Origin of the sequence: Frigoribacterium sp. CFBP 8766 (genome assembly GCF_014841435.1) — a bacterium.
In the GTDB taxonomy this organism is placed as follows: Bacteria; Actinomycetota; Actinomycetes; order Actinomycetales; family Microbacteriaceae; genus Frigoribacterium.
On sequence record NZ_JACYTX010000001.1, the window covers coordinates 56415 to 82336 of the forward strand.

A 25922-nucleotide genomic window follows, 5' to 3' on the forward strand; every position below is an offset into this window, starting at 1 on the left:
CGACGGCGACGTGCTGGTGACGGCAACCCGCCGGCTCAGCGCACGCGTCGCGCGGACAGCACGCCGCTGACCCCGAGCACGAGCACCGACACGAAGATCCCGACCATGGGCAGCTCCCACCCGCCGGAGGCGTCGTGCAGCCCGCCGATCGCCAGCGGCCCGAGCGAGGCGATGGCGTAGCCGCCGCCCTGCACGAGGGCCGAGAGGCGACGGGCGTCGTCGCCGGTCGTGGCCATGCGCACGATGACGATGAAGATGATGGTGATGCCGCCGCCCTGGGCCGCGCCGCCGAAGATCGACCAGATCAGCCAGTGCTCGGGCGCGAAGAAGAGGCCGAGCGGCATGGCCGTCCAGAGCACGCCGATCAGCGCGATGACCGCCGACGGACGCCAACGGAGGGCGAGCAGCGGCACGCCGAGCGCCCCGACGACCGCCATGATCTGGAACACCGACGAGCTCGCGCCGGCGGCCTCGCGGGTCAGGCCGATCTCGTCGCCGAGCAGCGTGGGCATCCACGCGGTGAGCCCGTAGTAGGCGAAGGCCTGGCCGGCGAACGCGAGGGTGAGGCCCCAGGTGGTCCAGCGCCGCAGCAGCGGCCGGCGCCGCGCCTCCGCGTCGGCCTCGTGGGCAGCGGCCTCGACGACGTCGATGCCGCCGGTCATGACGTCGGCCGAGGAGGCGCCTCCTGCGTCGACCGCCCCGCTCCCGGAACGTGCCCCCACGCCGAGCGCGACCCGCGGACCGACCGCGACGGCCCACACGGCCACCGCCAGCACGGCGAGCAGCCCCCAGCCGACCAGCGCGGCCGGCCAGCCGACGACCGAGGCGATCGGGGCGGTCGCCAGCGACGTGATCATCGACCCGACGTTGAGCGCCGACGTGTAGATGCCCGTGACGAAGCCCGCTCGTTCGGGCGTGTAGTCGCGCCGGATGATGACCGGCAGCACGACGTTGCCGACGGTGATCGCGATGCCGATCACGATCGTGCCGACGTAGAGCCAGGACGAGGTGCCGAGGGCGCGCAGCACGGTGCCGAGCAGGACCCCGGCGAGGCCGATGCTGACGGCGCGCTCGGCGCCGACCTTGACGATCAGGCTCGAGGCGAGCGGGCTCGCGAGGGCGAAGCAGAGCACGGGGATGCTGGTCAGCAGCCCGGCGACGACGGCGGTGAGGCCGAGGTCGGCGCTCATCTGGCCGAGCACGGGCGCCGTGGCGACGATGGGGCCGCGCAGGTTGAGCGCGATGAGGACGATCGCGAGGGTGAGCAGCCAGGCGGCGGGCGAGCGGACCGCGGCCGAGCCGGCCTGCCTCACGCCGCGCCGCGCACGGGTGCCGTGACGAGCTCGATGCCGAGCAGGTCGGCCACCTCGCGCACGTCGGAGGCGACGGCGACGGCGCCGACGTGCTCGGCGGGCTCGCCGTAGCCCCAGGTCACGAGGATGGTCGGCACGTCGTGCTCGGCCGCGCCCTCGACGTCGTGGTGGCGGTCGCCGATCAGCACCGGACGCGAGACGTCGGCGCCGCGCTCGCGCAGGCGGCGGAGGGCCTCGGCGACGACGTCGGCCTTCGTGTTGCGCACCTCGTCGTCGGACGCCCCGGTGATCAGGTCGAGGTACTGCACGAGGTCGTGCGCCTCGAGGATCTTGGTGGCCGGAGTCTCGGGCTTCGAGGTGGCCGTCGACGTGGGCAGCCCCGCGGCGTGCACGCTGGCGAGCAGGTCGCGGACGCCCGGGAAGATCTCGCCCTCGAGGGCGCCGTTCGCGAGGTAGTGAGCGCGGTAGGTGCGCATCGCCTCCGCCAGTCGGTCGCCGGTCAGGCCGAGGCGCACCTCGAAGCTCTGCGGCAGGGGCGGGCCGACCCACGCCATCAGCTCGGACTGCTCGGGCACGGGCAGGCCGAGCGAGGCGATGGTGTGCGCGAGGCTGGCCGTGATCGCCGGCGCGGAGTCGGCGATGGTGCCGTCGAGGTCGAACAGGACGGCCGTGTAGGAGGGAGTCATCGCCTCCAGCTTACGAGCGCCGCGGAGCTCCGGCCGCGGGCGGAGCCGCTAGAACAGCCGCGAGTGAGAGTCGTCGAGCCCGCGCATCGCGTCGTAGTCGAGCAGCAGGGTGCGGATGCCGCGGTCGTGCGCGAGGGTGCGGGCCTGCGGCTTGATCTCCTGTGCGGCGAAGACGCCGGTGACGGGTGCCAGGTGCGGGTCGCGGTTCATCAGCTCGAGGTAGCGCGTCAGCTGCTCGACCCCGTCGATGTCGCCGCGGCGCTTGAGCTCGACGGCCACGGCGGCGCCCGAGGCGTCCCGGGCGAGGATGTCGACCGGCCCGATGGCGGTCATGTACTCGCGGCGGACGAGCACGTGCCCCTCGCCCAGCAGGTCGATCTGCTCGGCGAGCAGCTTCTGCAGGTCGGCCTCGACGCCGTCCTTCGTGAGCCCGGGGTCGACGCCCATCTCGTGGGACGAGTCGTGCAGCACCTCGTGGATCGACACGACGAGGATGTCGGCGGTCTTCGCCTGCGTGACCTTCCAGAGCTCGACGACCCCCGCCTCCTGCTGGTCGGCGTCGGGCTCGAGCACGGTCAGCGTGCACGGCGGGCTCATCCAGTTCAGCGGCTTGTAGCTGCCGCCGTCGGAGTGGACCAGCAGGCTGCCGTCGCTCTTGACCATGAGCAGGCGGGTGGCGAGGGGGAGGTGGGCGCTGAGCCGGCCGGCGTAGTCGACCGAGCAGCGGGCAATGACGAGACGCACCCGACGATCCTACGGTCCGCGCGGTCCGGCGCCGTCCGGGCCCGGCTCTGCCCCGGGGCCGTCGGCTAGGCTGCGGCACCATGAGCCGGGCAGAGGGCGACGTCGCCGCGAGGCCGACCCTCGCCGCGGTCGCGCGGGCGGCCGGGGTCAGCGCGAGCACCGCCTCCTTGGCCTTCAGCGGTGCCGGCCCCGTCTCGGACGAGACGCGCAGCCGCGTGCTGGCCGTCGCCGCCGACCTCGGCTACGGCGGGCCCGACCCCCGCGCGCGGTCGCTGCGCCGCGGCCGCTCGGGCATCGTCGGCGCCGTCCTCGAGGACACCCTGAGCAACGCCTTCCGCGACCCGATCAACGTGGCGATGCTCGACGGCATCGCCGACGTCACGGGCCCCGCCGACAACAGCCTGCTGCTGCTCACCGAGACCGAGGGCGAGCACACGCGCCTGCTCGACGCCCCGGTCGACGCGCTCGTGCTGTTCGGCTGCAGCACGCGCCTCGACGCCTCCGTGTCGACGGTGCGACGTCGCGGCATCCCGCTGGTGTCGATCGAGGCGCCGCCGATGGAGGGCGTGCTCGACATCGGCGAGGACAACGTGGGCGCGTCCCGGCTGCTGGCGCAGCACCTCCACGACCTCGGGCACCGCCGCGTCGCCGTCGTCGCGCTCGAGCTGGGCCCCGGCCGCGAGACCGGGGGGATCACCGACGCACGGGTCGCGGCGGGCACGACCTGGCCTGCCCTCGAGCGGCTGCGCGGCACGCGCCTGGTCTACCCCGACGCCGGCGGGCTCGTCACACGTGGCAGCTGGACGTCCGAGGGGCACCGGGCCGGCACGCAGCTGCTCGACGTGCCCGCGTCCGAGCGCCCGACGGCGATCATCGCCCAGAGCGACCTGCTGGCCTCGGGCGTCATCGCCGCGGCGGCCGACCTGGGCCTCTCGGTGCCCGGCGACCTCAGCGTCGTGGGCTACGACGGGGTGCGGCTCGACGACCCCCGGGCCGCCGACCTCACCACGGTGGTGCAGCCCGCCGTCGAGAAGGGCCGCGCGGCCGGTCGCGCCGTGCTCGCGCTGCTCGCCGGCGGGGCCGCCACGGGCACGATCTTCACCAGCGTGTTCCGCCCGGGCTCGACGACGGCTCCGCCGCGCGCCTGAGCACGCCCGTCCCCGGCTCGTTCCGAGCACCGGCATCTCGAGTTGCCCCGAACGGCTGCTCGCCAGCCCGCCGGGCGACAGTTCGGGGCAAGTCGACCCCGAGGATGGCGAGTGACGCGCGCCTGACGCCGCGGTCGCCGGTCAGCGCGCGCCGACCACCATCCACCGGTCGGTGCGGGCGCGCAGGCCGAGCGTGACCGCACGGGCACCGATGTAGCCGAGGCCGAACGTGAGCCAGAGCGCGACCGCACCGGCCGTGCCGGGACCGACCCGCGCCTCCACCGGGAGCAGCAGCGCGAGGTAGACCAGCACGCTGACGACGCTCGCGACGGCGAGGTACCGCGCGTCGCCGGCGCCGAGCAGCACCCCGTCGAGCACGAAGACGAAGCCGGCCAGCGGGATCCCGACGGCCATCGCGACCACGACCGAGGGCAGCAGGGCCCGGACGCCCTCGTCGCTGCTGAAGACGGGCGCGAGCACCGGCGCGAGCGCGGCGAGCAGGGCGCCGAGCAGCACGCCGCCGCCGACGCCGAACAGCATCAGCCGCCGAGTGATCGCCCGCACGCGGTCGCGGTCGCCCTGGCCGAGCGCGTGCCCGACCATCGCCTGCCCCGCGATCGCGAGGGCGTCGAGGGCGAACGCGAGCGTGCTGAACAGGGTCAGCGCGATCTGGATCACCGCGAGCCCGGCGACCCCCGAGGAGGCGGCGGCCGCGACGGTCGCGACGAGCGCGGCCCGCAGACCCGCGTTCCGCACCAGCAACCACGCGCCCGAGCGGGCGGTCCGGCCCACCCCGGCGAGGCCGGGACGCAGGTCGGCGCCGACGTCGCGCGCCGCCCGGACGGCGATGACGACGTAGACGGCGGCCATGCCCCACTGGGCGACGACGGTGCCCGCCGCGGAGCCGGCGATGCCCCAGCCGAAGCCGTAGAGGAAGAGCGCGTTGAGGGCGGCGTTCGCGGCGAACCCGACGCCGGCGACGACGAGCGGCGTGCGGGTGTCCTGCAGGCCGCGGAGCAGGCCCGTCGCCGCGATGACGACCAGCATGCCCGGCAGGCCGATCAGCGAGACGGAGAGGTAGGTCGTCGCGGCGCGGGCCACGTCGGCGTCGACCCCGAAGAGGCCGACGAGCGGCTCGGCGACGAACGCCCCGGCCACGGCGATGGCGACGCCGACGAACAGGGCGAACCACAGGCCGTCGACGCCGGCTCGGATCGCTCCGCGGCGGTCGCCCGCGCCCAGGCGCCGAGCGACGGTCGGGGTCGTCGCGTAGGCGAGGAAGATCAGCAGGCCGAGGGCCGTCTGCAGGATCACGCTCGCGACGCCCAGGCCCGCGAGGGGCACGGAGCCGAGGTGCCCGACGAGGGCCGTGTCGGTGAGGAGGAACAGCGGCTCGGCCACGAGCGCGCCCAGCGCGGGCACGGCCAGGCGGAGGATCTCGCGGTCGAGCGGCGACCGGAGGCGCACGTCTAGTCGGTGCCGCGGAGGCGGCCGACCACGGTCATCAGGTGGTAGACGACGATCGCGGCGACGGTGCCGAGGATGATGCCCCCGAAGCTCGCGCCGCCGAGCGCGAAGGTGAAGTCGGCGATGCCCATGATCAGGGCGACGCCGGCCGTCAGCTGGTTCTTCGGGCGGCTGAAGTCGACCTTGTTCTCGACCCAGATGCGGATGCCGATGACGCCGATCAGGCCGTACAGCGCCGTCGTCACGCCGCCGAGGACCCCCGGCGGGATGGTGAAGATCACGGCGCCGATCTTGGGCGAGAGGCCGAGGAGGATCGCGACGACGCCCGCGACCCAGTAGGCGGCGGTCGAGAACACGCGCGTGGCGCTCATCACGCCGATGTTCTCGCCGTAGGTGGTGGTCGCCGAGCCGCCGCCGAGACCGGCGAGCACGGTGCTCAGGCCGTCGGCGAAGAGGGCACGGCCGGTCAGCGGGTCGAGGTCGCGCTTCGTCAGCTGCCCGACGCCCTTCACGTGGCCGACGTTCTCGGCGATGAGGGCGAGCACGACGGGCAGGAACCCGAGGTAGATCGGCAGCTGGGCCAGGTCGAACGCGGGCGCCGTGAAGGTCGGCAGCCCGATCCAGGCGGCATCGCCGACGGCGCTGAAGTCGACCTCGCCGAGCAGCACGGCGGCGACGTAGCCGACGACGACGCCGACGAAGATCGACAGGCGGCCGAGGAGGCCCTTGAAGAGCACGGCGCTGAGCACGACGGCGGCGAGCGTGATGACGGCGGTGAGCGGCGCCTGCGCGAAGTTGTCGCGCGCCGCGGGCGCCAGGTTGAAGCCGATCAGGGCGACGATGGCACCGCTGACCACCGGGGGGAGCAGGGCGTTGATCCAGCGCGTGCCGGCGAGGTGCACGACGACGCCGACGATCGCCAGCAGGGCGCCGACGACGATGATCCCGCTGAGCGCGAGCGGGATCCCGCCGACCGCCGTCGCGGCGCCGATGGGCGCGAGGAACGCGAACGACGAGCCGAGGTAGCTCGGCAGCTTGTTCTTCGTGATGATGAGGAACAGCAGCGTGCCGATGCCCGAGAAGAGCAGGGTCGTGCTCGGCGGGAAGCCCGTGATGATCGGCACGAGGAACGTCGCGCCGAACATGGCGACGACGTGCTGACCACCCAGGCCGATGGTGCGCGGCCAGGTGAGCCGCTCCTCCGGGGCGACGATCTCGGTGGAGTCGACCGTCTTGCCGTCGCCGTGCAGTGCCCAGGGGAGTGCCATGGGCAGAACTGTAGCGGCGCGCTGTTTCCTGCTCGTTTCCTGCACCGCGCCTGTGGAGGGGCAGGGCGCTCTGCACAGGCCCTGCCGCGTCGGGCGCGGCGTCGCCGGCCCCGCCTAGGCTGACGGACATGACGACCGACGCGCTGTCCTCCGGCATCACCACCGACGAGCTCGACCCGGGCGTGCGCCCTCAGGACGACCTGTTCCGCCACGTCAACGGGCGGTGGATCGAGCGGACCGAGATCCCCGACGACAAGGCGCGCTACGGCTCCTTCTACCTCCTCGCAGAAGAGGCGGAGGCGGCGGTCCGCGACATCGTGCACGAGTCGCAGTCGGCCGAGCCGGGCACCGAGGCCCGCAAGGTCGGCGACCTGTTCACCAGCTTCACCGACGAGGCCCGGGTGGAGGCGCTCGGCGCCGAGCCGCTGCGCCCGCTCCTCGAGACGGTCGCGTCCGTCGACGACGTGCCCGGGCTGCTCCGCCTCGTCGGCGCCTTCGAGAAGCAGGGCGTCGCGAGCTTCGTCCAGCTCTTCGTCGACAACGACCCGGGCGACCCCACGCGGTACGTCGTGCAGGTCGAGCAGGGCGGCCTGGGGCTGCCCGACGAGTCCTACTACCGCGAGGAGAAGAGCGAGGCGATCCGCACCTCCTACGTGGCCTTCGTCTCGCGCATGCTGGGACTCGCGGGCCTCGACGACGCCGACGAGCGGGCGTCACGCGTGATGCAGCTCGAGACCGCCATCGCGTCGCACCACTGGGACAACGTCGCCACCCGCGACAGCGACGCGACCTACAACCTGCTGCCGTGGTCCGAGGCGGCCGCGCTCGCCGAGGGCGTCGACCTCGACGTGTGGCGCGTCGCGGTGGGCGCGCCCGCCGGCGTGTTCGACGAGGTCGTCGTGCGCGAGCCCTCGTTCGTGACGGGCCTCGCCGGGCTGATGACCGACGAGCACCTCCCGGCCTGGCAGGACTGGCTGCGCTGGCAGGTCGTCCGCTCGTTCGCCGCGTACCTGTCGTCGGCCTTCGTCGAGGCGAACTTCGACTTCTACGGGCGCACCCTGACGGGCACCCCCGTGCAGCGGGCCCGCTGGAAGCGCGGCGTCTCGTTCGTCGAGGGCGCCATGGGCGAGGCCGTCGGCCGCATCTACGTCGAGCGCCACTTCGCGCCCGAGGCGAAGGAGGCGATGGACGTGCTGGTCGAGAACCTCGTCGAGGCCTACCGTCGCAGCATCGCCGACCTGTCGTGGATGACCGACGAGACGCGGGCGCGCGCCCTCGACAAGCTCGAGAAGTTCACGCCCAAGATCGGCTTCCCCGTGAAGTGGCGCGACTACTCGGCCCTCGAGGTCGACCCCGGCGACCTCGTCGGCAACGTCCGCGCCTCGGCCGTCGTCGGCTTCGACCGCGAGCTGGGCAAGATCGGCCAGCCGATCGACCGCGACGAGTGGTTCATGACGCCGCAGACCATCAACGCGTACTACAACCCCGGCTTCAACGAGATCGTGTTCCCCGCGGCCATCCTCCAGTTCCCCTTCTTCGACGCGAGCCGCGACGCCGCGGCCAACTACGGCGCCATCGGTGCCGTGATCGGGCACGAGATCGGCCACGGCTTCGACGACCAGGGCTCGAAGTACGACGGCGACGGCAAGCTCACCGACTGGTGGACGCCGGCGGACCGCGAGGCCTTCGAGCGCCTCACGACCTCGCTCATCTCGCAGTACGACGCCCTCGCCCCGGCACAGGTGCCCGAGCACCACGTCAACGGCGCGCTCACGATCGGCGAGAACATCGGCGACCTCGGCGGGCTGTCCATCGCCTACGACGCGTACTTGATCTCGCTCGACGGCGCCGAGGCGCCGGTGATCGACGGGATGACGGGGGCGCAGCGCTTCTTCCTCAGCTGGGCGCAGGCGTGGCAGATCAAGCTCCGCGACGAGGAGGCGATCCGGCTGCTGTCGATCGACCCGCACTCGCCCAACGAGTTCCGCTGCAACCAGATCGTGCGCAACATCGACGACTTCTACGACGCGTTCGAGCTGACGGAGTCCGACGCGCTCTGGCTCCCCGCCGAGCAGCGCGTCACGATCTGGTAGCCGTGCCGCCCGCGGAGGGCCCGATCGGCCAGGAGGGACTGCCCGGCCATGAGGGGCTGCCCGGTCAGGGTGTGCCGGGTCGGGGTGGCCGGTCCGGTCGACACAGCAGCCGGGCGGACGAGGTGGTCGAGGCAGGGCGGCACGCGCCGCCCTCGCCGCCGGCCGGTCTCGGGCGCGCGCTGACGGCCCTGGGCGACCTCGCGGCCGAGGGCGTGCGGGTCTCGGCGTCGGTCTGGGACCTCGATGACGGCACCGAGCTGCTCGCCGTCGACGACCGCGTCGTGCTGCCCGTCGGCCAGCTCGGAGCGGTGCTGCTGCTGATCGAGGTCAGCGCGCAGATCGAGGCAGGTCAGCTCGGCGCCCTCGACGAGCTCGAGCGCATCGCCGGTCCGGGCAGCCGGGCGGCCCTCGGCGGCGGCGGCATCTGGTCGTACCTGCAGCGACGTCGGCTGGCCGTCACCGACGCGGCAGCCCTCGTCGGGGCCGTGCGCGACCCCGCCGCCGTCAACGCGCTGCTCGCCAGGGTCGGGCTCGAGGCGGTCCGGGCCAGGGCCGACGACCTGGGCATGCGCAACACCGCACTGCTCGACGAGATCCGGTCCGAGCGCGGTCCCGACGACGCGCCTGCCCCCTCCGTCGGCTCGACCCGGGAACTCGCCCAGCTGACGGCCCTGCTCGCGCAGGGGCAGGTGGTCGGGTCCGCGGTCAGCAGCCGGGTGCTCGGCTGGCTGTCGCTCGGGGTCGACCTGTCGTTCGTCGCGGCGCCCCTCGGCCTCGACCCCGTGTCGCACCGCCGGACCGACCACGACCTGCAGCTCGTCAACGCGGTGGGCAGCGACCGCGGTGTCCGTTCCGAGCTCGGGGTGCTGCGCGGGCCGCTGGGCGGCGTGGCCTACGCCGTGACGGTGACGTTCGACGACCTCACGCTCGAGCGCCGCCTCCGGGTGCTCGCCGCGGCCCGAGCGGTCGGCGTCGACCTGCTCGCACGCGTCCGCTAGCGCGGTCGGCCCGCCCGCCCGCTCCGCTCCCGTCTCGCAGGTGCCGCCCGGCAGATCCCGACCAGCAAATGCCGACCAGCAAATGCCGAGCGTTCTGCCCTAGAGGGCTGTGCAATACGGGGAATTCCCGTTGTTGCAGCACTCGAGGTCGGATTCTGCAGCGGCAGCGGCAGCGGCAGCGGCAGCGGCAGCAGCTGCGGCAGGGGCCCGGGGGCGAGCGCAGCTCAGTCGATCAGGTCGAGCTCGACCACGACGCGCAGGGTCTCGACGCCGGCTGGAGGGCACCGGTGCGCGTCCGCCGACGTGACCCAGTGCAGCGCGCCGATCTCGCCCGAGGGAGACGGTTCGGCTCCGGCGTCCGTCGGCCTCGCCGACCAGAGGCGCATGTGCACCTCGCGCCCCTCGGGCTCGCCGTGGGCCTGGGTCCGGACGGTGCCGAGCTCGCGGAGCGACGAGCGGTCGAGCTCGAGGCCGACCTCCTCGCGGGTCTCGCGGACGAGGGCGTCCTCGCCGGTCTCGCCTGCCTCCTGCTTGCCGCCGGGGAGGTAGAGCACGTCGCGTCCGCGAGCCATGACCATGAGGAGGCGCCGGTCGCGCACCAGCACGAGGGCACTGACGACGATCGGGTCCATCCCCCCATCCTCGGGCATCACGGAGCCGTGCTCGCGACACGCCCCTCAAGACGCGAGTGTTCTGCGCTGGCGCACCCCGACTTGCTGCTGTCTCGAGGCCCTCACCACCGGATCACGCGCAGACTACGCGTAGGAAGAGCAGGGCAGAGCGGAGGTGCGAGGGGAGGCTCAGCCGACGTCGCGGTGGCGCAGCCGCTCGTCGTCGGCAGGGCGCAGCACGGCTGGCTCGACGGCGGCGGCCCGGGTGTCCGTCAGGCCGAACAGCGACTCGAGGCCGTCGCGGAACTCCTCGCCGCGTCCCTCGCGGGCGAGCTCGCGGGCCCGGACCGACGGGGTGTGCAGCAGCACGCCGGCCAGGTGGCGCAGCGCCGACTCCGTGCGCTCGGACGAGTCGCCGCGCGACCGGGCGCGCTCGATCTCGGCGTCGAGCAGGTAGAAGACGTGGCGGCGCAGCGCGACGACGGCCGGGGTGAGCGACTGCTCGGCCGCGACGGCGTGGAACTCGGCGGCGGCGCTCGAGACGAGTGCGCGGGCGTCGTCGGCGGCGGTCAGCTCGGCCATCGGGGCGTGCAGGCTGATGGTCTCGAGGTCGAGAAGCTCGACCCCGGGCACGCGGGCGACGAGGGGGTCGACGTTGCGGGGCAGGCCGAGGTCGATGACGAGGCGGCGCGAGGCGTCGACGACCTCGGGCACGACGACGGGCTCGGTGGTCGAGGTGCAGGTGATGAGCACGTCGCTCCACGAGATGGCCTCGGCCAGGTCGTCGAAGGGGCGCAGGTCGTGCTTGAGCCCGAACCAGGAGGCGCGGCCCGACGCCGAGAACACGGCGAGCTCGGCCGCGCCCCGGTCGCGCAGCGCGGCCACGGTGGTGGCGGCGTACTGGCCGGTGCCGACGATGAGCACGCGCGCCTGCGACCAGTCGGTCACCCGCGACGAGGCGAGCTCGAGGGCGAGGCGGACGAGCGAGCGCCCGGCTCCGCCGACGTTGGTGCGGTTCTTGACCCCGCGCGAGGTCTGGGACGCCTTCTGGAACAGCCGCTCGAGGTCACGCGACGTCGTGCCGCGCATGCGGGCGGCCTCGAGGGCCCGGCGGACCTGGCCCGAGATCTCGTCCTCGCCGATGACGACCGACTCGAGGCCCGAGCTCACGGCGAACAAGTGCTCGACGACCTCGTCGCCGGTGATGACGCGGACGTTGTCGCGCATCTCGTCGGCCTCGATGCCGCTGGCCTCGCTCATGGTGCTGATGGTGGCCTCGACCGCGACGGAGGCGGCGGCCGTCAGCGGCTCTTCCACGTCGACGTAGGCCTCGAACCGGTTGCAGGTCGCGAGCACGACTGCCCCGCCCACGAAGTCGTTCGCGTCGACCAGCGTGCTCGCCGCGGAGGGTGCGCCGATGCTCAACTTCTCGAGGAGGTCGAAGCTGGCGTTCCGGTGGGACGCCGTGAGGCAGATGAGCACCCGTCGATGATAACTCTCATGCGCCGGTCGAACCCGGGGGTTGCCTCGATGTCGAGGCTGTGCACAGGCGATCCGTGCACAGGCTGCACATTCTGCAGCGCGCGTTCAGGAGGCGCCTGTCAGCCTGGCAGACGGCCTCGCATCACCGGGGCCCCGCACGACCAGAGGAGCACCACCATGACCGAAGGCACCACCCGCACCACCGACGCCGGCAGCGCCGCCACCAGCACGCAGTGGCAGCTCGTCGCCCGCCCGCACGGCGAGCCGACCACCGACGACGTCCGCGAGGTCGAGGTCGAGCTGCCCGCGCTCGCGGCGGGCGAGGTGCGCGTGGCCAACGAGTTCCTCTCGGTCGACCCGTACATGCGCGGCCGGATGAACGACGTGAAGTCGTACGTGCCGCCCTTCGCCCTCGGCGAGACGATGACCGGCGGCGCGATCGGCCGGGTCGTCGAGTCCGCCTCCGACGACCTGCCCGTCGGCACCGTGGTGCAGCACGACCTGGGTTGGCGCGACGTCGCGCAGGGCGCCTCCTCGTCGTTCCGGGCCGTCGAGCCGGCGCCCGGCGTCGAGCTCTCCGCCTACCTCGGCGTGCTCGGCCTCACCGGCCTCACGGCCTACGTCGGGCTGACCGAGATCGCGGGCATCCGCGAGGGCGACGTCGTCTTCGTCTCGGGCGCCGCGGGCGCGGTCGGCACGATGGTCGGCCAGATCGCCCGTCTCAAGGGCGCCTCCCGCGTGGTCGGCAGTGCCGGCAGCGCCGAGAAGGTCGCGCTGCTCACCTCGAAGTACGGCTTCGACGCCGCGTTCAACTACAAGGACGGCGACGTCGCCGAGCTGCTGGCCGAGGCCGCGCCCGACGGCATCGACCTCTACTTCGACAACGTCGGAGGCGACCACCTGTCGGCCGCGCTGGCCAGCTTCAAGGACGGCGGCCGGGCAGCGCTCTGCGGCTCGATCGCCGGCTACAACGCGACCGGCGCGCCCGTCGGCATCACCGGCACCACGAACATCGTGACCCGCGGCCTGATGCTCAAGGGCTTCACGCTCGGGAACTACCGCCACGTCGCTCCGGCGTTCCAGGCCGAGATGGGCCCGTGGCTCGCGGCCGGCGAGGTCGTGCACGACGAGACCGTCGTCGAGGGCATCCACTCGGCCTTCGACGCGTTCACCGGCCTGATGCGCGGCGAGAACGTCGGCAAGATGGTCGTCGCGGTCTGACCTCGGTCTGACCTCGAGCTGACATCGAGGTGACGCTCCGAGGGAGTGCGTCCGACGCGCACCCCTCGGCCGCGTCACCTCGATCCCGGCGCCGCCCAGCGGGCGGGTGGGACACTGGGGCACGTGACCCTGCCCGACACGCACCCGCTCCTCTCCGGCCGCACCGCCTCCTCGTCCCTCGTCCGTGCCCTGCGCGGCGACCGGCCCGAGGTGCTGCCCGTCTGGTTCATGCGCCAGGCCGGCCGCTCGCTGCCCGAGTACCGCGCGCTGCGCGTCGGCACGGCGATGCTCGACGCCTGCCTAGACCCGGCGCTCTCGAGCGAGATCACCCTGCAGCCCGTCCGTCGGCACGGCGTCGACGCCGGCATCTTCTTCAGCGACATCGTCGTGCCGATCAAGCTCGCGGGGGTCGGCGTCGACATCGTCGCCGGGCGCGGTCCCGTGCTCGACCAGCCGATCCGCACGCCCGACGACGTCGCCGCGCTGCGTCCCCTCGAGCAGGAGGCGCTGGCCCCGATCGCCGAGGGCGTCGCCCGCACCGTGGCCGAGCTGGGCAACACCCCCCTGATCGGTTTCGCCGGCGCCCCCTTCACGCTGGCGGCCTACCTCGTCGAGGGCGGCCCGTCGAAGGACCACATCCGCGCCCGCGCCCTCATGCACAGCGACCCCGAGACCTGGCAGGCCCTGCTCGGCTGGGCCGCCGACGTGACCGGGGCGTTCCTCCGAGCCCAGGTGCTCGCCGGGGCCAGCGCCGCCCAGCTCTTCGACTCGTGGGTCGGCAGCCTGTCGCTGTCCGACTACGAGCAGCACGTGGCGCCGTTCTCGGCCCGCGCGCTGTCGCACGTCGCCGACCTCGACGTCCCGACCATCCACTTCGGCGTCGGCAGCGGCGAGGTGCTGAGCGCCATGCACGGCGTCGGGGTCGACGCCGTCGGGGTCGACTGGCGCATCCCGCTCGACGAGGCCTCGCGGCGACTCGGCGGCGACGTGCCCGTCCAGGGCAACATCGACCCCGCGATGCTGCAGGCGCCGTGGCCGGTGCTCGAGGCGCACGTCCGCGAGGTCGTCCGCCGTGGCCGTGCCGCACCTGCGCACGTCCTCAACCTCGGCCACGGCGTCGGACCCGACACCGACCCCGACGTGCTGACCCGCATCGTCGCGCTGGCCCACACCCTGTAGGAGGCGCGCGACCGTGACCGAGGCGACCCGCTCCTCCGGGGCGGCCACGCAGCGTGCGCTCGTGGTGGGCGGCGGCGTCGCCGGCCTCGTCGTCGCGCGCGACCTCGCGGCGGCCGGCGTCGCCGTCACGCTCGTCGAGGCCTCGGACCGGCTCGGCGGCGAGGTCGGCCGCCACGTCGTCGGCGGCCTGCCCCTCGACGCCGGCGCCGAGAGCTTCGCGACGCGCGGCGGCACGGTGCAGGCGTACCTCGACGCGCTCGGGCTCGGCGGCGACGTCGTGCTGCCCGACCCGCGCGGGGCCTGGGTGCAGCACGGCGCCGGACAGGCCTTCCCCCTGCCCCGCACGGGCCTGCTCGGCATCCCCGGCGACCTGACGGCCGACGACGTCGTCGCGGTCGTCGGCGCGGCGGGCACGGCCGAGGCGGCGCGGCTCGACGCGGCGGCGGGCGACGTCGGCGCCGACGAGACCTCGGTCGGCGGCCTCGTCCGCGTCCGGATGGGCGACGCCGTGCTCGACCGGCTCGTCACCCCGATCATCGGCGGGGTCCACTCCGTGCACCCCGACCTGCTCTCCGTCGACCGGGTCGCCCCCGGCCTCCGGGCGGCGCTGCGGCGGGAGGGCTCGCTGGCCGCGGCCGTCCTCAGCGTGCGCGCGCTCGTGCCGGCGGGGTCCGCGGTCGCCGGGCTGCGCGGCGGCATGGCCAGCCTGGCGGAGGCGCTGGTCGCCGAGCTCGACCGCCTCGGCGTCGAGGTGCGGCTCGGCGCCCACGTCGCCGTGCTCGACGCCCGCTCGGTGACGCTGACCGGCAGCGACGACGTCGCGCACGACGAGCACGGGGCGACACCCGAGCGCCTCGAGGCCGACGTCGTCGTGCTCGCGGTCGGCGACGGCGCAGGACGCGTGCTCGGCGGACGACCCGCCCACGCTGCAGGACTCATCACGTTGGCCACGCTCGTGCTGCGCGACGACCGCCTCGACGCGGCGCCCCGCGGCACCGGGGTGCTCGTCGCGCCCGGCGCCGACGGCGTGCGCGCCAAGGCGCTCACCCACGCGACGGCGAAGTGGCCGTGGCTCGCGGAGCGGGCCGACGGTCGGCACGTCCTCCGGCTCAGCTACGACTCCCCGGTCGTCACGGCGGCCACGAGCGACGACGACCTGCGCTCCACGGCGCTCGCCGACGCGTCGGTGCTGCTCGGGCTGTCGCTCGACCCCGCCACGGTCGAGGACGCGGCGCGCGTCGAGTGGTCCGCGCCCCTCCCGCAGGAGGCGGCGGGCGCCTCCTCGTCCCTGCCCGACGGCGTCGTCCGCGTCGGCGGCGCCGTGGCCGGTCGGGGGCTCGCCGCCGTGATCGCCCACGCGCGTCGCGTCGCCGCCGAGCTCGTCGCCCGCTGACCACTCGCGCTCGCTCGTGGTCGACTTGCCCCGAACGGTCGGGTGCGAGGGCCCTGGGCGACCGTTCGGGGCAACTCGAGCGGCGCGGCGGCCGAGCACGGGCGCGTCCGGGCGGCGGCGGGCGGCACCGGGCTACATTGGGACAGCGCATCGGGCACCGGTCCGTGCGCCCCCACACATGAATGGAGCGACATGCGAGGCAAATTGATCTTCGTCGCCGGAGCAGCCGTCGGATTCGTGCTGGGCGCTCGCGCCGGCCACGAGCGCTACGAGCAGATCGCCGCGAACTCGTCGAAGCTGTGGAACAGCCGCGCCGTGCAGCGGCAGGTCGTCAAGGCCGAGGACTTCGCGGGCGCCAAGGCCGCCGACGCGGTCGACGCGGTCGTCAACGGCGTGAAGACGGTGGCCGTCAAGGCCGTCGGAGGCGGGAAGAAGAAGAAGTGACCGACTCCACCCGGAGCGACAAGGTCCGACGCGGCTCGAAGTCGCGCTCGTTCTTCGCCCTGGTCCAGGACGTCCCGAGCCTGGTCACCGACCTCGTCAAGGGCGAGCTCGCCCTGCTCAAGTACGAGATCATCGGCACGCTCAAGGCCTTCGGCATCGGCGCGGGGTTCCTCGTCGGCGCGCTGGTCTTCGTCTTCGCCATGCTCGGGGTGCTGCTCACGGGCATCGTCCTGTTGATCGCGATCTGGCTGCCCGGCTGGCTGTCGGCGCTGATCGTGGCCTTCGTGCTCCTCGTCGTCGCCGCCCTGCTGGCGTTCCTCGGCTACAGGAGCATCAAGAAGGGCCTCCCGGCCGTGCCGGAGAAGACGATCGCGAGCCTCAAGCGCGACCTCAAGGCCGTCAAGGGCGTCGGGACCATCCCGGGGCACGACGTCACCGAGTTCTGAGCCGCCGCCTCCGCGACTCCCTGCGAGCCCCGCTCGACCCCTCCTCCCCGCCCGCACCGATCGGAGACCCCGTGAGCGACAGCACCGCCAAGAACGACAGCAGCGACAAGGCCGACAAGGCCGACGGCAGCGACATCCAGGCCCACATCGACCGCACCCGTGCCGAGCTGGCCGCCACGCTCAACGAGCTCGAGGACAAGCTCAACGTCCCCAAGCAGCTCGGGATCGCGGGCCACCGCGCGAAGTCGTCGTTCTCGCGCGACCCGCTGCCCTGGGTCGCGGGTGCCGGCGTCGCCGCGCTGGCGCTCGCGGGCGTCGTCGTCGCGGCCGTCCGGTCGCGCTGACCGGCGGCCGTCCGGTCGCCCTGACCGACAGCCCGGCCGCGAGCCCGTCCGACGGCCCCCGCCGGACGGCCCCCGGGCGACCGGCCGGAGATCGCTCGACGACGTCGCAACCTGGTTGGGCTCCCAGCCCGCACAGGTGGAGAATGGCTCCATGAGTCACAGCGCCGACTCGCCAGTCCCCGAGCTGCCGACGTCCGATTCCCCTCCTGCCGAGCGCCCCGGCGCCGAGCGCCTCGGGTACACCCTCTGGGCAGTCCTCCGACGCGACCCCCAGAACCCGTACGCCCCCGAGCACGAGGACGTCGCGCAGCTCGACGAGCTCGTCGAGGCCCTCGCCTCCGAGGGCGTGGTCGTCCGCGGCTTCTACGACGTCAGCGCCCTCCGGGCCGACGCCGACGTCATGATCTGGCTGCACGGCGAGGTCCCCGAGGCGATCCAGTCGGCGTACCGCCGCCTCCTGCGCACCGACGTCCTCGGCGGCCTGCTGCCGACCTGGAACGCGATGGGCATGCACCGCGACGCCGAGTTCTCGCGGAGCCACAGCCCCGCGTTCATGCGCGGCAAAGAACCGGAGGCGTGGCTCACGGTCTACCCCTTCGTCCGCAGCTACGAGTGGTACCTGCTGCCCGAGGCCGAGCGCCGTCAGATGCTCGCCGACCACGGCAAGCAGGGCTCCGAGCACCGCGCCGTGCTCACCAACACGGTGGCCAGCTTCTCCCTCGGCGACTACGAGTGGATCCTGGCCCTCGAGGCTCCCGAGCTCGTGCAGCTCGTCGACCTCATGCGCGACCTCCGCTACACCGAGGCCCGCCGACACGTCCGCGAGGAGATCCCGTTCTACACGGGCCGTCGCATCACCACCACCGAGATCATCGAGGTCCTGTCGTGACCGACACCACCGGCATCACCAACGGCCAGCTCGTCCGGGCTGCCACCCCCGCCGCAGCGCAGGGGCCCGAGCACGTCAGCGTGCCCACCGACTACGACGCGATCCTCCTCGCCGGCTTCGGCGGGCCCGAGGGCCAGGACGACGTCATCCCGTTCCTCCGCAACGTCACGCGCGGCCGCGGCATCCCCGAGGAGCGCCTGGAGGAGGTCGCGACGCACTACCGCCACTTCGGCGGCGTCAGCCCCATCAACGAGCACAACCGCGAGCTCAAGGCCGCCCTCGAGGGCGAGCTGTCGCGGCGCGGCATCGACCTGCCCGTGATCTGGGGCAACCGCAACTGGGACCCGTACATGGCCGACGCCGTGCGCGAGGCTGACGAGCGCGGCTTCACCAAGCTCATCGCGGTCGCGACCAGCGCCTACTCGTCCTACAGCTCGTGCCGCCAGTACCGCGAGGACTTCGCGATGGCGCTCGAGGCCACCGGGCTCGAGGGCAAGATCATGATCGACAAGGTGCGTCAGTTCTTCGACCACCCCGGCTTCGTCCAGCCGTTCATCGACGGCGTGCGCGAGGGCCTCGAGAAGGCCCGCGCTGAGAACGCCGACCTCGACCTCGCGACCGAGGTGCAGGTGCTCTTCGCGACGCACTCGATCCCGTCGACCGACGCCGCCCGCAGCGGTCCCGAGGCGCGCGGCTTCGACGACGAGGGCGCGTACGCGGCCCAGCACAAGGCCGTCGCCGAGGTCGTCATGGCCGCGGCCGAGGCCGGTCTCGGGCTCGACCTGCCCGCCGGCGGCGGCACCACCGTGCCGTGGCAGCTCGTCTACCAGTCGCGCAGCGGCCCGCCCTCGATGCCGTGGCTCGAGCCCGACATCAACGACGCCATCGACGACCTCGCCGGCGGCCCGACGCGTGCCGTCGTCATCGTGCCGCTCGGCTTCGTGAGCGACCACATGGAGGTCATGTGGGACCTCGACGAGGAGGCGCTCGAGACCAGCGAGAAGAACGGCTTCTGGGCCACGCGCACCCCCACCCCCGGCATCGACCCGAACTACGTGACCGGCCTCGTCGACCTCGTCCTCGAGCGCGTCGAGGGCACGCCCGTCGACGACCGTCCGCACCTCACCGACATCGGGCCCTGGTACGACGTGTGCCGCCCGGGCTGCTGCGAGAACGTGCGCCTCGGGTTCAAGCCCGCCGTCTCGGGATTGGTGCCGTAGGAGCGTGGCGACACTCCGAGTAGGCACCCGGGCCAGCGCGCTGGCCGTCGCGCAGTCCACCACGGTCGCCGAGCGCCTCGCGGCCGCGACCGGCCACGACGTCGAGCTCGTCCGCGTGCACACCGAGGGCGACCGCACCCAGGCGACGGGCGAGTCGCTCTCGCTCGGCGGCACGGGCGTGTTCGCGAGCGCGCTGCGCGAGGCGCTGCTCGCCGACGAGTGCGACGTGCTGGTGCACTCCCTCAAGGACCTGCCGACCGCCTCCCACCCGGGTCTGCACATCGGGGCGATCCCGGGCCGGGCCGACGCCCGCGACGCGCTCTGCGCCCGTGACGGCCTCACCCTCGAGACGCTGCCGCAGGGCGCGAAGGTCGGCACCGGCTCGCCGCGTCGCGTGGCCCAGCTGCTCGCCCGGCGTCCCGACCTCGAGGTCGTGCCGATCCGCGGCAACGTCGACACCCGCCTCCGTCGCCTCGAGGACGACCTGGACGCCGTCGTGCTCGCCGCCGCCGGCCTCGGCCGTCTCGGCCGCTCGACCTCGGTGACCGACCTGCTCGGCCTCGGCCCGTGGCCCAGCGCCCCCGGCCAGGGAGCGCTCGCGGTCGAGGTGCGCGAGGGCGACCCCAGCGACGACCTGGCCCGTGGGCTCCGAGCCATCGAGCACGTCGAGACCCGTCTCGTCGTCACCGCCGAGCGCGAGGTGCTCGCCGGGCTCGAGGCCGGCTGCTCGGCGCCCATCGGCGCGACCGCCGTCGTCGACGCCGGCCTGCTGCTGCTCAGCGCCACGGTCTACAGCCCCGACGGCTCGCGCCGCATCAGCTCGTCGCACGCGGTGTCGCTCGAGGAGGGGCCCGTCACGGCCCAGCTCGCCGACGTCCACGAGGTGGCCGGCCGCGTCGTGGACGAGCTGCTCGAGCTCGGCGCGGCCGAGCTCGCGCCCATCGGCGGCGGGCCCTCGGGCGGGGACCCCCTGGGGAGCGCGTCGTGACCGCCGCCAAGCCGCTCAAGGGCGTGCGCGTCCTCGTGCCGCGCGGTGGCAAGTGGGGCGACGGCGTCTCGGCGTCCCTCCGCTCGTACGGCGCGGCGCCCGTCATCGCGCCGCTCATCAACTTCGCGCCCGCCGAGACGCCCGAGCTGCTCGCCGCCGCCTTGGCGCGACTGCAGGCGGGCGTCTACGAGTGGCTCGTCGTCACCAGCGCCACGACCGTCGACGTGCTCGTCGGCAACGGGATCCGGCCCATCCCCGCGACGCGCATCGCGGCCGTCGGAGAGACGACCGCCGCAGCCCTGACGCTCGCCGGCTACCACGTCGACTTCGTCCCCGAGGGCGACAACTCCGCCCGCGGCCTCGTCAAGGAGTGGCCGTCGGAGCTCGTCGCCGGGCGCGTGCTCGTGCCCCAGTCCGACATCGCCGAGCCGACCCTGGTCGCCGGCCTGTCCGCCCGGGGCTTCGACGCCGAGTTCGTCTCGGCGTACCGCACCGTCGGCGTGCCCGTCACCGACGACGTGGTGCGCGACGTCGCCTCCGGCGACATCAGCGTGCTGCTCGTCACGTCGGGCAGCGTCGCACGGCAGATCGCCGCCCAGCTGGCGCCCCTGCCTGAGAACACGGTCGTCGCCTGCATCGGCCCGCGCACGGCGTTCGACGCCCGTGCGGCCGGGCTGCCCGTCCACCTCATCGCCGAGACGCGCTCCGCCGCGGCCCTGGTGGAGGCGGTGGTCGAGAACGCCGTCGCGGGCGGCACGGCCGACCTCGACGACGCGTACGGAGGGGGTCGCTGACGCGACCCTCCCGCGGTGCCCGCACCGCGCCTCCTCGGCTCGACCGTGCCGGGGTCCCGACATCGACGACCATCGACGACCCGAGAAGGACCATGTCCCAGTTCCCCCGCGTGCGGCCCCGCCGGCTGCGCGCCACTCCTGCCCTCCGCCGCCTGACCGCCGAGACGCGCCTGCACCCGGCCGACCTCGTGCTGCCGATGTTCGTGCGCGAGGGCATCGACGAGCCCGTCGCCATCAGCTCGATGCCGGGCGTCGTGCACCACAGCCTCTCGAGCCTGCCGCGTGCCGTCGAGGAGGCGGCCGCGGCCGGGGTGGGAGGCGTCATGCTGTTCGGCGTGCCGCTCGAGAAGGACGCGGTCGGGTCGGGCGCCACCGACCCCGAGGGGATCCTCAACGTCGGCACGCGCGTGGCGGTCGACGCGGCGCAGGGCGCCCTCGTCGTGCAGACCGACCTCTGCCTCGACGAGTTCACCGACCACGGCCACTGCGGCGTGCTCGCCGCCGACGGCTCGGTCGACAACGACGCGACCCTCGTCCGCTACGACGAGATGGCCGTGGTGCAGGCCGAGGCCGGCTCGCAGCTGATCGGCATGAGCGGCATGATGGACGGCCAGATCGGCTCGGCCCGCGAGGCCCTCGACGACGCCGGCTTCGGCGGCACGGCCTTGCTCGCCTACGCGGCCAAGTACGCCTCGGCCTTCTACGGCCCCTTCCGCGAGGCGGTGCAGTCGACGCTCGTCGGCGACCGGCGCACCTACCAGCAGGACGCGGCCAACGGTCGCGAGGGCATCCGCGAGGTCGAGCTCGACATCGCCGAGGGCGCGGACATCGTCATGGTCAAGCCGGCGATGAGCTACCTCGACGTGCTGGCCGAGACCGCGGCGATGAGCCCGGTGCCCGTCTGGGCGTACCAGATCAGCGGCGAGTACTCGATGATGCACGCCGCCGCCGCGAACGGCTGGATCGACCTCGACGCCGCGTCGTACGAGAGCGTGCTGTCGATCAAGCGCGCCGGTGCCGACGCGATCCTCACCTACTGGGCCACCGAGCTGGCCACCCGCCTGCGCAAGGGAGACATCTGATGGGCGACCACGCCAACGAGCACTTCTTCACCCGCGCGAAGCAGTCGATCCCGGGCGGCGTGAACTCCCCGGTGCGCGCCTACGGCAGCGTCGGGGGCACGCCCCGGTTCCTCGTGGGGGCCAAGGGCCCGCACGTGACCGACGCCGAGGGCCGCGAGTACGTCGACCTGGTGGCCTCGTGGGGCCCCGCGATCCTGGGGCACGCCCACCCCGAGGTGGTGCGCGCGGTGCAGGAGGCGGCGGCCCGCGGCCTGTCGTTCGGCGCGTCGACGCCCGCCGAGACCGAGCTCGCCGAGCTGGTGCGCGAGCGCGTGGCCGTCGGCGACGCCCGCCCGATCGGCAAGATCCGCATGGTGTCGACCGGCACCGAGGCCACGATGACGGCCATCCGCCTGGCCCGCGGCTACACCGGTCGCGACCTGCTCGTGAAGTTCGCCGGCCACTACCACGGCCACTCCGACTCCCTCCTGGCCGAGGCCGGGTCCGGCGTCGCCACGCTCTCGATGCCCGGCTCGGCCGGCATCACCGCCGAGACGGCGGCCCAGACCTTGGTGCTGCCCTACAACGACCTCGACGCCGTCCGCGCCGTGTTCGACGAGCACGGCCCGCGCATCGCGGCGGTCATCGTGGAGGCGGCGGCCGCCAACATGGGTGTGGTCGCGCCCGACCGTGGCTTCAACCGCAGCCTGTCCGAGATCACGAGCCGCCACGGCGCGCTGCTGATCGTCGACGAGGTGCTCACGGGCTTCCGCGTCGGCCCGGCCGGCTGGTGGGGCCTCGAGGCGTCGAAGGTCGTGCCCGACGGCGCCGGCTGGCAGCCCGACCTCGTCACCTTCGGCAAGGTGATCGGCGGCGGCATGCCCCTCGCCGCGCTCGGCGGCCGCGCCGACGTGATGGACTACCTGGCCCCGACCGGCCCCGTGTACCAGGCCGGCACGCTCAGCGGGAACCCCGTCGCCGTCGCGGCGGGCATCGCGACCCTGCGCCTGGCGACCCCGGAGATCTACGCCCGGCTCGACGCCGTCGCCGACACGCTGTCGCGCGAGGTCTCCGCGGCCCTGTCGGCCGAGGGCGTCGAGCACAGCGTCCAGCACGCGGGCTCGTTGTTCTCGTTCGCCTTCACGGCGACCCCGCCGCGGAACTACGACGACGTGCGGGCACAGGAGACCTGGCGGTACCCGGCGTTCTTCCACTCGATGCTCGACTCCGGGGTGGCACTGCCTCCCTCGGTGTACGAGGCGTGGTTCGTCACCGCCGCGCACGACGACGCGACGGTGTCGCGGATCCTCGACGCCGTGCCGGCTGCGGCGCGGGCGGCCGCGGCGGCCACGGCCCCCGGCGCGTAGCCGCGGGGCGGGCCGAGCGGCGCGGGGCCGAGCGGCGCGGGGCCGAGCGGCGCGGGCCGCGAGCCGGTCAGCGGCGGCGCGCCCGAGCCAGCCAGCGCCCGTCGACGCGATCGATCGTCAGCGGGTGGTCGAAGGCCGCTGAGACGAGCTCCGACGTGAGCACGGACTCGGCCGTGCCCGACGCCGTGACGCGCCCGTCGCGCAGGAGGAGCGCGTGGGTGGTGCTCGCCGGCAGGTCCTCGAGGTGGTGCGTGACCGTGACCGACGCGCTCTCGGGGCGCTCTCGGCGGAGCGCGTCGACGGTGTCGAGCAGGTGCTCGCGGGCGGCGACGTCGAGGCCGGTGGCCGGCTCGTCCAGCAGCAGCAGAGCCGGCTCGACCAGCAGCGCTCGGGCGATGAGCGCCCGGCCGCGCTCGCCCTGGGAGAGGACGCTCCAGCGGCTGTCGCGGCGCGCCCCGAGGCCGACGGAGGCGGTCAGCAGGTCGGCACGCGCCTCCTGGACGGCGGTCGGCGACCACCGCATCGCGGGGTCGCTGCTGCCCGTCGCTCCGGTGAGGACGACCTCGCGGACGGTGTTGTCCCCGAGCATGCGGTGACGGGGGTCGACGTGGCCGACGTGCTGGCGCAGCTCACGGAGGTCGACCCGGCCGAGGCGCCGGCCGAGCACGTCGACGGTGCCGGAGGTCGGATGGCCCTGCGCGCCGCAGAGCGCCAGCAAGGTCGTCTTGCCGGCGCCGTTCGGACCGAGGAGGGCCCAGTGCTCGCCGGCACGCACCCGGAGCGAGACGTCGTGGAGCAGGTCGCGCCCCTGGCGCACGACCCGCACGGAACGCACGTCGAGCACGGCGCGCGCGTCGAGCACGGAGCGTGACGCGCTCGACGCGCTCGACGTCATGCCCGGTAGACGCCCGCCTCGCGGACGGCGTCGAACCAGCCCTGCAGGCGGGACGGCTGGAGGCGGACGGCCGCGGCCGCCGCGTCCGCGTCGCCGTCGCGCACCGCGTCGCGCAGCTCGACCGTGAAGGCGCGGGCCTGCGCGTGGTCGAAGACCGCGTTCGCGACCGGGCGGCGCGAGAGCAGCAGGAGGCGGGGCCCGCCGCTGGCCCAGAGGCGGACGAGCGACGAGCTCGCCGCCGCCTCGAGGAGGATCGCGTTCATCCGGACGATGCCCGCGACGTCCTCGTCCTGCTCGGCGGCGAAGGCGTCCGCACGGGCGTCGAGGAGGCGGACGATCTCGTCGCGCTGGGCGCTGCTGAGCTTCGGCACGGCACGTTCGAGCAGCAGCGACCAGACGGCGTAGCCGACGTCCATCGTGTCGACGAACTCGTCGAAGGTGGGGTCGACGATGCGGGTGTACCGGTTCGCCTCGATGTCGACGAGCGCCTGCTCGGCCAGCTTCGCGATCGCCTCGCGGACGGGGGTGCGGGAGACGCCGAGCCAGGCGACGAGCTGGTCGTCGTTGAGGCGCTCCCCGAACTCGAGGGTGCCGTCGATGATCGCCGCGAACATCTTGTCGTAGACGACGTCGCGCAGGAGGCGACGGGGTGCTTGCGGCTGGTCGGTCGTCTTCGGGATCGGCATCCGGGTTGCTCCATGTCGAGAGAAGGGGCGGACGGCGTGGCTCCCTGTGCCTGGCGCTGTGCCGCCGTGGTGGGCGGGGTGCTGCAGAGTGCTGGGGGTGCTGCGGGGACGCATCGGACATTCCGATACATCATGCGAGCCTAGCGGCGGTGCCTGGACGGGGACCACAGCGACGCGGCCCCCGGCAGGTCAGCGGCGGACGTCGACGACGATCCTGCCGCGCACGGACCCCGCGACGATCTGCGGACCGTGGTGGACCACGTCGGCCAGCGCGATCTCGGTCGTGAGCTCGTCGAGCAGCCCCAGGTCGAGGTCGGCGGCGAGGCGCCGCCAGGCCTCGCGGCGGAGCTCGACGGGGGCGTCGACGGAGTTGACGCCCACCAGCGAGACCCCGCGCAGGATGAACGGCAGCACCGTCGTGGGCAGGTCGCTGCCCTGGGCGAGCCCGCAGGCGGTGACCGTGCCGCCCCAGGCCGTCTGCGCGAGCACGGTCGCGAGGGTGTGGCTGCCGACGGAGTCGACCCCGCCGGCCCAGCGGGCCGACTGCACCGGGCGGCCGGGCTGGTCGAGCTCGCCGCGGTCGATCACGTTCGAGGCGCCGAGGCGCGTCAGGTAGTCGCGCTGCTCGTCGGCCCGTCCCGAGGAGGCGGTGACCGAGTACCCGAGACCGCTCAGCAACGCGATCGCCACCGACCCGACGCCGCCGGCGGCGCCGGTCACGACGACGTCGCCGTCGGCCGGTCGCACATCGCGCTCGAGACGCAGGACGCTGAGCATCGCGGTGAACCCGGCCGTGCCGACGGCGGCGGCCTGCCGGGGCGAGATCCCCTCCGGCACGGCGACGAGCGACGCTCCGTCGACGACGGCCTGCTCGGCGTAGCCGCCGTGGCGGCCCTCGCCGATGCCGGCGCCGTTGAGCAGCACCTGGTCGCCCGGCGACCAGTCGGGGGAGGACGACTCGGCGACGGTGCCCACGAGGTCGATGCCGGGCACGAGGGGACTCGTCCGCACGATGCCGGGATCGCCCGAGAGGGCCATGCCGTCCTTGTAGTTCAGGCTCGACCAGGCGACGTCGACGACGACGTCTCCCTGCCCGAGGAAGGCCCGGTCGACCTGCTGCAGGGCAGCAGGCCGACCCTTCTCGACGACGACGGCACGCATGCCGTCACGCTACGCGGCCTCGGC

At 73.9% G+C, this 25922-nt stretch carries 25 protein-coding genes; 15 read left to right on the forward strand and 10 right to left on the reverse strand.

Features of this window, described 5'->3' with window-relative positions; translation table 11 throughout:
* Positions 1 to 35: 35 nt before the first annotated feature.
* The 3 genes from IFT90_RS00280 to nucS are packed head-to-tail and all read right to left on the reverse strand — an operon-like array spanning position 36 to position 2743.
* Complete coding sequence (locus IFT90_RS00280) at positions 36 to 1313, reverse strand: MFS transporter (protein WP_192040508.1); 1278 nt, start codon at positions 1311 to 1313, stop codon at positions 36 to 38.
* Entirely contained in the window at positions 1310 to 1999 is a 690-nt protein-coding gene (locus tag IFT90_RS00285; protein WP_192040509.1) for an HAD hydrolase-like protein, read from the reverse strand. Before IFT90_RS00285 ends, IFT90_RS00280 begins: the two co-directional genes overlap by 4 nt.
* A 48-nt stretch (positions 2000 to 2047) precedes the next feature.
* Entirely contained in the window at positions 2048 to 2743 is a 696-nt protein-coding gene (gene nucS, locus IFT90_RS00290) for an endonuclease NucS (protein ID WP_123547425.1), read from the reverse strand.
* Between the two features lie 80 nt (positions 2744 to 2823).
* On the opposite strand from nucS, the gene IFT90_RS00295 reads away from it, so the two are divergent.
* Positions 2824 to 3891, forward strand: coding sequence for a LacI family DNA-binding transcriptional regulator (locus IFT90_RS00295; RefSeq protein WP_192040510.1), 1068 nt, complete (start codon positions 2824 to 2826; stop codon positions 3889 to 3891).
* A gap of 141 nt (positions 3892 to 4032) precedes the next feature.
* Here IFT90_RS00295 and IFT90_RS00300 read toward each other — a convergent pair whose 3' ends face one another.
* Entirely contained in the window at positions 4033 to 5358 is a 1326-nt protein-coding gene (locus IFT90_RS00300; RefSeq protein WP_371812022.1) for an MATE family efflux transporter, read from the reverse strand.
* A 2-nt stretch (positions 5359 to 5360) separates the two neighbouring features.
* Entirely contained in the window at positions 5361 to 6626 is a 1266-nt protein-coding gene (locus IFT90_RS00305; protein ID WP_192040511.1) for a uracil-xanthine permease family protein, read from the reverse strand.
* A gap of 128 nt (positions 6627 to 6754) precedes the next feature.
* Here IFT90_RS00305 and IFT90_RS00310 point away from each other — a divergent pair, with 128 nt between their 5' ends.
* A complete protein-coding gene (locus IFT90_RS00310; protein WP_192040512.1) occupies positions 6755 to 8719 on the forward strand; it encodes a M13 family metallopeptidase in 1965 nt (654 codons plus the stop codon).
* Positions 8720 to 8841: 122 nt separating this feature from the next.
* Positions 8842 to 9717, forward strand: a complete 876-nt coding sequence (locus tag IFT90_RS00315) for a serine hydrolase (RefSeq protein WP_192040513.1) — start codon at positions 8842 to 8844, stop codon at positions 9715 to 9717.
* Between the two features lie 224 nt (positions 9718 to 9941).
* Here IFT90_RS00315 and IFT90_RS00320 read toward each other — a convergent pair whose 3' ends face one another.
* Positions 9942 to 10349, reverse strand: a complete 408-nt coding sequence (locus tag IFT90_RS00320) for an NUDIX domain-containing protein (protein ID WP_192040514.1) — start codon at positions 10347 to 10349, stop codon at positions 9942 to 9944.
* Positions 10350 to 10517: 168 nt separating this feature from the next.
* On the reverse strand, positions 10518 to 11810 hold the full coding sequence (locus IFT90_RS00325) for a glutamyl-tRNA reductase (RefSeq protein ID WP_192040515.1): 1293 nt from the start codon (positions 11808 to 11810) through the stop codon (positions 10518 to 10520).
* A gap of 177 nt (positions 11811 to 11987) precedes the next feature.
* Here IFT90_RS00325 and IFT90_RS00330 point away from each other — a divergent pair, with 177 nt between their 5' ends.
* From IFT90_RS00330 to hemL, 12 genes are all read left to right on the forward strand, one after another.
* Positions 11988 to 13031 carry an NADP-dependent oxidoreductase gene (locus IFT90_RS00330; RefSeq protein ID WP_192040516.1) on the forward strand — a complete coding sequence of 348 codons (1044 nt, stop codon included), beginning with the start codon at positions 11988 to 11990 and terminating at the stop codon, positions 13029 to 13031.
* Positions 13032 to 13154: 123 nt separating this feature from the next.
* Positions 13155 to 14210, forward strand: coding sequence for a uroporphyrinogen decarboxylase (gene hemE, locus IFT90_RS00335; protein WP_192040517.1), 1056 nt, complete (start codon positions 13155 to 13157; stop codon positions 14208 to 14210).
* Positions 14211 to 14223: 13 nt separating this feature from the next.
* Entirely contained in the window at positions 14224 to 15603 is a 1380-nt protein-coding gene (locus IFT90_RS00340) for an NAD(P)/FAD-dependent oxidoreductase (RefSeq protein WP_371812023.1), read from the forward strand.
* A 192-nt stretch (positions 15604 to 15795) separates the two neighbouring features.
* Positions 15796 to 16047 carry a hypothetical protein gene (locus IFT90_RS00345; RefSeq protein ID WP_123547434.1) on the forward strand — a complete coding sequence of 84 codons (252 nt, stop codon included), beginning with the start codon at positions 15796 to 15798 and terminating at the stop codon, positions 16045 to 16047.
* Positions 16044 to 16493, forward strand: a complete 450-nt coding sequence (locus IFT90_RS00350) for a phage holin family protein (RefSeq protein WP_371741040.1) — start codon at positions 16044 to 16046, stop codon at positions 16491 to 16493. The genes IFT90_RS00345 and IFT90_RS00350 overlap by 4 nt, the downstream gene beginning before the upstream one ends.
* Positions 16494 to 16564: 71 nt before the next feature.
* Positions 16565 to 16837 carry a DUF3618 domain-containing protein gene (locus IFT90_RS17220; RefSeq protein WP_192040518.1) on the forward strand — a complete coding sequence of 91 codons (273 nt, stop codon included), beginning with the start codon at positions 16565 to 16567 and terminating at the stop codon, positions 16835 to 16837.
* A 151-nt stretch (positions 16838 to 16988) separates the two neighbouring features.
* Positions 16989 to 17726: a hydrogen peroxide-dependent heme synthase gene (gene hemQ / locus IFT90_RS00360; RefSeq protein WP_192040519.1), complete on the forward strand. Its 738-nt coding sequence runs from the start codon at positions 16989 to 16991 to the stop codon at positions 17724 to 17726.
* Positions 17723 to 18946: a ferrochelatase gene (locus IFT90_RS00365; RefSeq protein ID WP_192040520.1), complete on the forward strand. Its 1224-nt coding sequence runs from the start codon at positions 17723 to 17725 to the stop codon at positions 18944 to 18946. Before hemQ ends, IFT90_RS00365 begins: the two co-directional genes overlap by 4 nt.
* 4 nt (positions 18947 to 18950) lie before the next feature.
* Positions 18951 to 19934 carry a hydroxymethylbilane synthase gene (gene hemC, locus IFT90_RS00370; RefSeq protein WP_192040521.1) on the forward strand — a complete coding sequence of 328 codons (984 nt, stop codon included), beginning with the start codon at positions 18951 to 18953 and terminating at the stop codon, positions 19932 to 19934.
* A complete protein-coding gene (locus tag IFT90_RS00375) occupies positions 19931 to 20728 on the forward strand; it encodes a uroporphyrinogen-III synthase (protein WP_192040522.1) in 798 nt (265 codons plus the stop codon). The genes hemC and IFT90_RS00375 overlap by 4 nt, the downstream gene beginning before the upstream one ends.
* A gap of 92 nt (positions 20729 to 20820) precedes the next feature.
* Positions 20821 to 21810 carry a porphobilinogen synthase gene (gene hemB / locus IFT90_RS00380; protein WP_133739101.1) on the forward strand — a complete coding sequence of 330 codons (990 nt, stop codon included), beginning with the start codon at positions 20821 to 20823 and terminating at the stop codon, positions 21808 to 21810.
* On the forward strand, positions 21810 to 23156 hold the full coding sequence (hemL, locus tag IFT90_RS00385) for a glutamate-1-semialdehyde 2,1-aminomutase (RefSeq protein WP_192040523.1): 1347 nt from the start codon (positions 21810 to 21812) through the stop codon (positions 23154 to 23156). The genes hemB and hemL overlap by 1 nt, the downstream gene beginning before the upstream one ends.
* 67 nt (positions 23157 to 23223) lie before the next feature.
* Here the strand turns inward: hemL and IFT90_RS00390 are convergent, their stop codons facing one another.
* The 3 genes from IFT90_RS00390 to IFT90_RS00400 all read right to left on the reverse strand — a co-directional run bounded on the left by IFT90_RS00390 (position 23224) and on the right by IFT90_RS00400 (position 25898).
* Positions 23224 to 24051 (reverse strand): ABC transporter ATP-binding protein, encoded by an 828-nt coding sequence (locus IFT90_RS00390; RefSeq protein WP_192040524.1) that lies wholly within the window; start codon positions 24049 to 24051, stop codon positions 23224 to 23226.
* Positions 24048 to 24737 carry a GntR family transcriptional regulator gene (locus tag IFT90_RS00395; RefSeq protein WP_192040525.1) on the reverse strand — a complete coding sequence of 230 codons (690 nt, stop codon included), beginning with the start codon at positions 24735 to 24737 and terminating at the stop codon, positions 24048 to 24050. The genes IFT90_RS00390 and IFT90_RS00395 overlap by 4 nt, the downstream gene beginning before the upstream one ends.
* Before the next feature lie 189 nt (positions 24738 to 24926).
* Positions 24927 to 25898 carry an MDR family oxidoreductase gene (locus IFT90_RS00400; protein WP_192040526.1) on the reverse strand — a complete coding sequence of 324 codons (972 nt, stop codon included), beginning with the start codon at positions 25896 to 25898 and terminating at the stop codon, positions 24927 to 24929.
* Positions 25899 to 25922: the final 24 nt, after the last annotated feature.

Excerpts from the sequence above, each read along its gene's own strand:
- IFT90_RS00330 (WP_192040516.1), top strand. The coding sequence starts at position 11,988 with ATGACCGAAGGCACCACCCGCACCACCGACGCCGGCAGCGCCGCCACC.
- hemQ (WP_192040519.1), top strand. The coding sequence starts at position 16,989 with ATGAGTCACAGCGCCGACTCGCCAGTCCCCGAGCTGCCGACGTCCGAT.
- hemB (WP_133739101.1), top strand. The coding sequence starts at position 20,821 with ATGTCCCAGTTCCCCCGCGTGCGGCCCCGCCGGCTGCGCGCCACTCCT.
- hemL (WP_192040523.1), top strand. The coding sequence starts at position 21,810 with ATGGGCGACCACGCCAACGAGCACTTCTTCACCCGCGCGAAGCAGTCG.
- IFT90_RS00305 (WP_192040511.1), bottom strand. The coding sequence starts at position 6,626 with ATGGCACTCCCCTGGGCACTGCACGGCGACGGCAAGACGGTCGACTCC.
- IFT90_RS00285 (WP_192040509.1), bottom strand. The coding sequence starts at position 1,999 with ATGACTCCCTCCTACACGGCCGTCCTGTTCGACCTCGACGGCACCATC.
- IFT90_RS00390 (WP_192040524.1), bottom strand. The coding sequence starts at position 24,051 with ATGACGTCGAGCGCGTCGAGCGCGTCACGCTCCGTGCTCGACGCGCGC.
- IFT90_RS00400 (WP_192040526.1), bottom strand. The coding sequence starts at position 25,898 with ATGCGTGCCGTCGTCGTCGAGAAGGGTCGGCCTGCTGCCCTGCAGCAG.
- IFT90_RS00295 (WP_192040510.1), top strand. The coding sequence starts at position 2,824 with ATGAGCCGGGCAGAGGGCGACGTCGCCGCGAGGCCGACCCTCGCCGCG.
- IFT90_RS00310 (WP_192040512.1), top strand. The coding sequence starts at position 6,755 with ATGACGACCGACGCGCTGTCCTCCGGCATCACCACCGACGAGCTCGAC.
- IFT90_RS00395 (WP_192040525.1), bottom strand. The coding sequence starts at position 24,737 with ATGCCGATCCCGAAGACGACCGACCAGCCGCAAGCACCCCGTCGCCTC.
- IFT90_RS00320 (WP_192040514.1), bottom strand. The coding sequence starts at position 10,349 with ATGGACCCGATCGTCGTCAGTGCCCTCGTGCTGGTGCGCGACCGGCGC.
- IFT90_RS00345 (WP_123547434.1), top strand. The coding sequence starts at position 15,796 with ATGCGAGGCAAATTGATCTTCGTCGCCGGAGCAGCCGTCGGATTCGTG.